Source organism: Streptomyces sp. NPDC006476 (genome assembly GCF_040612015.1).
In the GTDB taxonomy this organism is placed as follows: Bacteria; Actinomycetota; Actinomycetes; order Streptomycetales; family Streptomycetaceae; genus Streptomyces; species Streptomyces griseorubiginosus_B.
Genome location: NZ_JBEXPK010000195.1, coordinates 1 through 4801 on the forward strand (window position 1 = coordinate 1; position 4801 = coordinate 4801).

Below are 4801 nucleotides of genomic sequence, written 5' to 3' on the forward strand. Positions count from 1 at the left end.
AGGTCACGCTCACCAGCGCATGCCTAACTCATTCAGAGCATCACGGCGTTCCGGCCTCAGCTTGGCGGCCCTTCGCCGGGCGTTATCCACAAACGACCCCAGCTTGATCTCCTCTCCCTCCACGACCTCCACGTGCTTCCGAGCAGGCCGCAGGTGGCCTTCGCGGGTGTGGAACTGGCGGGCGGCGGCGAGGTTGGTCTCCCACCGGTCGGCCTGTGACCGCACCTCCGGACGAACCGGCACCCGCTTCGTCCGGATCGACGCCGACCGTCTGCAGAAGGAACCTCTGCGCCGGCATCAACTCGTCCCACGCGGCGCGCTGCGCAGCGATCCACGCCCCGAGGGCCTCGCCCTGGACGACGAGGTCCCCGATCGCGGGTCGTCACACCGGGTGGACCGTGGCGGCGAAACGCACCGTGGGGTTTTCACCCCCGTACTTCCGGCGTCCCGGGCGTTCCGGCCTGGAGGCTGCTGCGGGCGTTCGCCCCGCGGCCTGACCGCCACCGGAAGCAGGCGGTCTATCCGGTTTTGGGGCTGCTGACGTCGCGCGGGGCGCCCTGCCGGGCTTGAGCGCCCGTGCGCCCTGCAGACTCCCTCCCCACCTCACTGGTCCTGACAGACCGTCGGATGCATGGGGAGTGATGTGGGACCAGAGTGCTCAAGCCTGGATGACATTCGATGCTCGGGTGAGCCGGTGTTCGAGGTTCGGCTGGGGCGTCTGCCGTGCGACAACTGCCACGAGCAGTACCGGATGGACCGCCACTCCCACCTCACCAGAGCGTTGGGGGTGGGAGACGGGCCGTGGCTGGCAGTCCGGCCGGCCGCAGGGCGACGGCCCCGGAAGGTGAGAGCCGCTCCGGGGCCGTCGATACAGGAAGAGAGCGTGCCTGTGGTCGACGGCATGGCACGTCCCCGGCCCGCTCCGGCAGTGCCGGATGCCCACCGCCGTATCGGGCAGCCACTCCTGGTTGTCGTCCGCCGCCAGGACGCCGTGATTCCCGCCGTGCGGCGCGCAGCGTGCACGGTTGCCGAGATGCGTGCCCGCCTTGCGATGGTCGGTACCGGGCAGAACGACGCCTGCCCGCTGTGCGGGCTCTGGAACTGCGACCCGAGCAACTGCCCGCCGTCCTCCGCCGCCCCCGCACCGGTCCCCGCCACGGCCGGCACCCGGCATGCAGTGCTGGATCTGCGCGGCTGGTTCGGCGTCACCCTGGCCCCTCCCAGCCCGGTCACATCCAGGAACGCCAACCGGTGGGTGACGACACGCTCACCCGGCCGACCGGCGACCCGCGGGAGGGTGACCACGGCCAGGCCGCATGACGGCCGGTTCCCCAACCGTTCCTAAACAGTGTGCAGGAGTGACATTTGCTGTCAGCTCCTGGAACTGCGCGCGTCCCGAACGGTGTTGGATGCGCTGGTCTCCCGCGTTCGCTGTGTCCCCGTCCGGCTGCGTGCATCGTGTGCACGCTCCGTGACGGGTGGGCGGGTTTCCTCACGCCCTCGTGCGCCTGGTCTGGCCTGGGCGGTCCGATGCCCCGCAGCATCGCTCTGGTACTGCGGGGGCGGTGCCGTCCGTCGCCGGATCGGGTGCCCGAGGGCGCGTCGCCCGATCGCGATGCCAGCGGCATCGTGACGGGACATTTTTCGTTTCTTCGAGGTGAGGGGCTTCTTCCAGTGCTGATCGCCCCACATCGATGTGTACGCCGGGTCCACGGCAACGATCGACAGGCCGTGTGCGGACGCCATGGACACGAGCCGGGCCTTGAGCTTGCCGGTGGGGATGCCGGAGATGATCTGCCTGAAGCGCTTACGTCTGCCGTGCTTCTCGCGGGTCTTCTCGGTGGCGAAGTCCAGATTCTCCAGGCCGATGGCTTTGACGCCGCACCGGTCTGCCCAGTGCAGCAACTGGCTGATGGCGTGCCGGACCTGGGCGTCACGGTGCTCTGCGCGGCCGGACAGGTCGTAGAAGAACCGCTTGGGGTCGCCGACCGGGTTGCCGTGCCGGTCGAGCCGGTAGGCGGCGAAGTGGTCGGCGTTGGTGTCCACACCGACCATGCCCTCAGACCGCGCCGTCTGAAGCGGGATCGTCTGGACAACGGGCCGTGTCCACGACGCTGTCAGGTACCAGCGGCCCCGCTCCATGTCCAGGTGGATGCGGTAGGCCACGGCCCGGTTGTCTTCGATCCGGTCGCGCCAGTCGGTTCCCCTGTGCTGGAACTGCACGCGGGTGGCGAGGACGTACCGACCGTGCTTGCTGTTGGCCAAGTGGGCGAGCGGGGCGGGCAGCTTGATGCTGACCTCGCCATCCGGTGTGACGCGGATGGTCTCGTTGCCGAAGCGTTTGCCGGACTCGCCATCGGCGGCGAGGAACCACCGTTCGGCTTCCCACCGCTCACGCCACTGCTCGGCGGTGAGCTGGGCGGCTTCGAGGTTGTGACGGTTGTTGAGGAGGCGCCGGCCGCCGCGCACGACGTGCACGACACCGGTCTCACGCTCAGCGCGGGCCACGTCCAGGCGGTGTTCCAGGGTCGTCAGACGGCGCGACTTCTGGAACCACTCGGCCCGACTGCGGTATCCGCCGGGTGCCCGTTTGGTGCCCTTCTCCCCGATCGGCTGGGAGAGACGGTGCATCAGCGTCCGCACACCAGCCTCAAGCCCTTGGATGTGGGCGAGCTGGCAGCGGCGGGAAAGCGCCCACTGATCGTGAGTGGCCTTCGTGATCGAACCGGCCCACCGGGATGAGGAATCGGCCGTCAGGCTCTGCTTCCGGGCGGCCCACATGTCGCTGTTGTGGTCCAGGCCGTCAGCGCAGCGGTTCTTGATGTCCAGCGAGGCAAGGCGTCCGAGGTGTTCACCGACCAGCCGCAACACCTTGTCGTCCACGTCGGTGAGGTGCTTGAGGCGGTCGCGTATCGCCACCCCGGACGGCCCGAGCGCGACGAACGGCGCGTCGATGGTGCGGAGCTTCTTCTTCGGCTCACTCATCGGCAGCCGCCGCTTCGAGAGCCTTCCTCGCCCGGTTCTTCGCCGACCGGCGGCCGTACAGGCGGGCGCAGAACGACGTCAGCACCTCCACCATGTCCCGGACCAGGTCGTCTTCAACTTCGCCGTCATCGAGGACGACGAGTCGGCGACCAGTCGCGGACAGGGCGGCCTCGATCAGCTCCACATTCATCCGTCCGAGGCGGTCTTTGTGCTCGACCACAACCGTGGTCACCGCCGGGTCGGCCAGCAGCCGCTTCGCCTTCGCGCGGCAGCTGTTCATGCCCGAGGCGATCTCGGATTCGATCCGCACGACCTTCTGCCCGGCCTTTGCCGCCCATGCCGACAGGCGAGCGGTCTGCCGCTCCAGGTCCGGCTTCTGATCGTGCGAGGAGACGCGGGCATACAGACCTACACCGCCGGTCACGGAGGATGAGGTGTTCGCATCGATGTTCACCAGGATCGTGCGCGGTCCCACGCGTTCCGCAGGTACCGGCAATGTGCCCTCACGGAACCAGCGATACGCGGTACGCGGGGCGATCCCCTGCGCGCGTGCCCATTCCGTCAGGTTCATACGCAAGACCGTACAACACCCGTGACATCTAAAAGACACTCATGGACACTTATGTGAGAGCAGTTTATGACCCCTCTGGGAAACGGCCCTCCTATCCCGCCCTGATTCAGCGCAGACTTACGGGGGAAGGCCCGGATGGCCCTATACCGGTCTGATGCGGCACCTCGGGCCGGACCGTCCGGTCTACGGTCTCCAGGCCCGGGGCCTTAAACATAGCGTGCTTTCCGTGGAATCGGCGGAAGCGGCCAGCAAGCCCGAGCCCTTGCGTATCCGGCTGCAGTCACCGACGATTCGCTTGGTCCTACCGCTTTGCACTGGCCGGCGAGCTGGCGGGGCACAGCTCAGGGTCTTTGCATGAAAGCGATCGGTCCGGGTTCGGTGCAGTGATCCGTGACGTGCCGTCATGTCTTGGTCTGGGACCGGTAACAGAGCAGGCACGGCGCCGGTGATCAGGTGGTTGTCGAGACCCATGAGAACCGAGCGAGACCGTGCCTGCCCCTGCGTCATCTCCCATGCCCTGCGCGCTGGACCAACTGGCCCGCGCCGAAGCCGCCGCGCCCGTCGCCGATGCCGTGCGACTGCACCACTACCTGACCCTCGTACCCGACCCGAGGGGTCGCCGGGGCCGCCTGTACCCGCTGGTCCCGCTGCTGTCGGCCGCCGCGGCGAGCGTCCTGGCCGGTGCACGGTCGCTGACCGCGATCGGTGAATGGCTCGCCCACGCTCCGCGCTGGGCGTTGCGAGCCCTGGGCTTCGCGCCCGACCCGCTGACCGGCCGGATCCCGGTGCCGCACCCGGGCACCGTGCGCCGGCTGCTGGCCCGTCTGGACGGTGACGCGCTGGACGCCGCGATCGGCTCCTTCCTCACTGCCCGGAATACCCCCGCCGCCCGGGCCGGGCTGCGGCCGATCGCCGTGGACGGCAAGACCGTACGCGGCTCGCGCACCGCCACCTCGCCGGCCATCGCCCTGCTGGCCGCCATGACCCACACCGGAGACGTCCTCGCCCGGACAGGGGCCGGCGCGCCGGAGCCGAAGGAGGGGAGCAGCCGGCCACGGTCACGTCGGCGGGGAGTGGACGGTGATGCGGCGCAGTCCCAGGCCGGTCACTGTCGGACGCGTCCTTCAGTAGTTGTTGTCTTTCCGATCTTGAGAGATGCGCGTCGAACGGGAGTCCCGATTGGGTGATCGTGGGGCGCTTGGCGCATACGGACAGGGCCTCCTGAACAGCTCGTTGGTGTCGAAT

Annotated in this window: 5 protein-coding genes; 2 read left to right on the top strand and 3 right to left on the bottom strand. The window is 68.7% G+C overall.

Features of this window, described 5'->3' with window-relative positions; all coding sequences use genetic code 11:
* Positions 1–9: 9 nt before the first annotated feature.
* Positions 10–243, bottom strand: coding sequence for a helicase associated domain-containing protein (locus ABZZ74_RS52610; RefSeq protein WP_356951229.1), 234 nt, complete (start codon positions 241–243; stop codon positions 10–12).
* Positions 244–1033: 790 nt separating this feature from the next.
* On the opposite strand from ABZZ74_RS52610, the gene ABZZ74_RS52615 reads away from it, so the two are divergent.
* Positions 1034–1345, top strand: a complete 312-nt coding sequence (locus tag ABZZ74_RS52615; protein ID WP_356951230.1) for a hypothetical protein — start codon at positions 1034–1036, stop codon at positions 1343–1345.
* A gap of 26 nt (positions 1346–1371) precedes the next feature.
* Here the strand turns inward: ABZZ74_RS52615 and ABZZ74_RS52620 are convergent, their stop codons facing one another.
* Both ABZZ74_RS52620 and ABZZ74_RS52625 read right to left on the bottom strand, forming a co-directional pair.
* Positions 1372–2985: an IS200/IS605 family accessory protein TnpB-related protein gene (locus tag ABZZ74_RS52620; protein WP_356951231.1), complete on the bottom strand. Its 1614-nt coding sequence runs from the start codon at positions 2983–2985 to the stop codon at positions 1372–1374.
* Complete coding sequence (locus tag ABZZ74_RS52625) at positions 2978–3556, bottom strand: IS607 family transposase (RefSeq protein ID WP_356951232.1); 579 nt, start codon at positions 3554–3556, stop codon at positions 2978–2980. Before ABZZ74_RS52625 ends, ABZZ74_RS52620 begins: the two co-directional genes overlap by 8 nt.
* A 512-nt stretch (positions 3557–4068) precedes the next feature.
* Between ABZZ74_RS52625 and ABZZ74_RS52630 the strand changes: the two genes are divergently transcribed.
* Positions 4069–4743, top strand: a complete 675-nt coding sequence (locus tag ABZZ74_RS52630; protein ID WP_356951233.1) for a transposase family protein — start codon at positions 4069–4071, stop codon at positions 4741–4743.
* Positions 4744–4801: the final 58 nt, after the last annotated feature.

Coding starts and splice junctions, on each gene's coding strand:
- ABZZ74_RS52620 (WP_356951231.1), bottom strand. CDS start 2,985: ATGAGTGAGCCGAAGAAGAAGCTCCGCACCATCGACGCGCCGTTCGTC.
- ABZZ74_RS52615 (WP_356951230.1), top strand. CDS start 1,034: ATGCGTGCCCGCCTTGCGATGGTCGGTACCGGGCAGAACGACGCCTGC.
- ABZZ74_RS52630 (WP_356951233.1), top strand. CDS start 4,069: ATGCCCTGCGCGCTGGACCAACTGGCCCGCGCCGAAGCCGCCGCGCCC.
- ABZZ74_RS52625 (WP_356951232.1), bottom strand. CDS start 3,556: ATGAACCTGACGGAATGGGCACGCGCGCAGGGGATCGCCCCGCGTACC.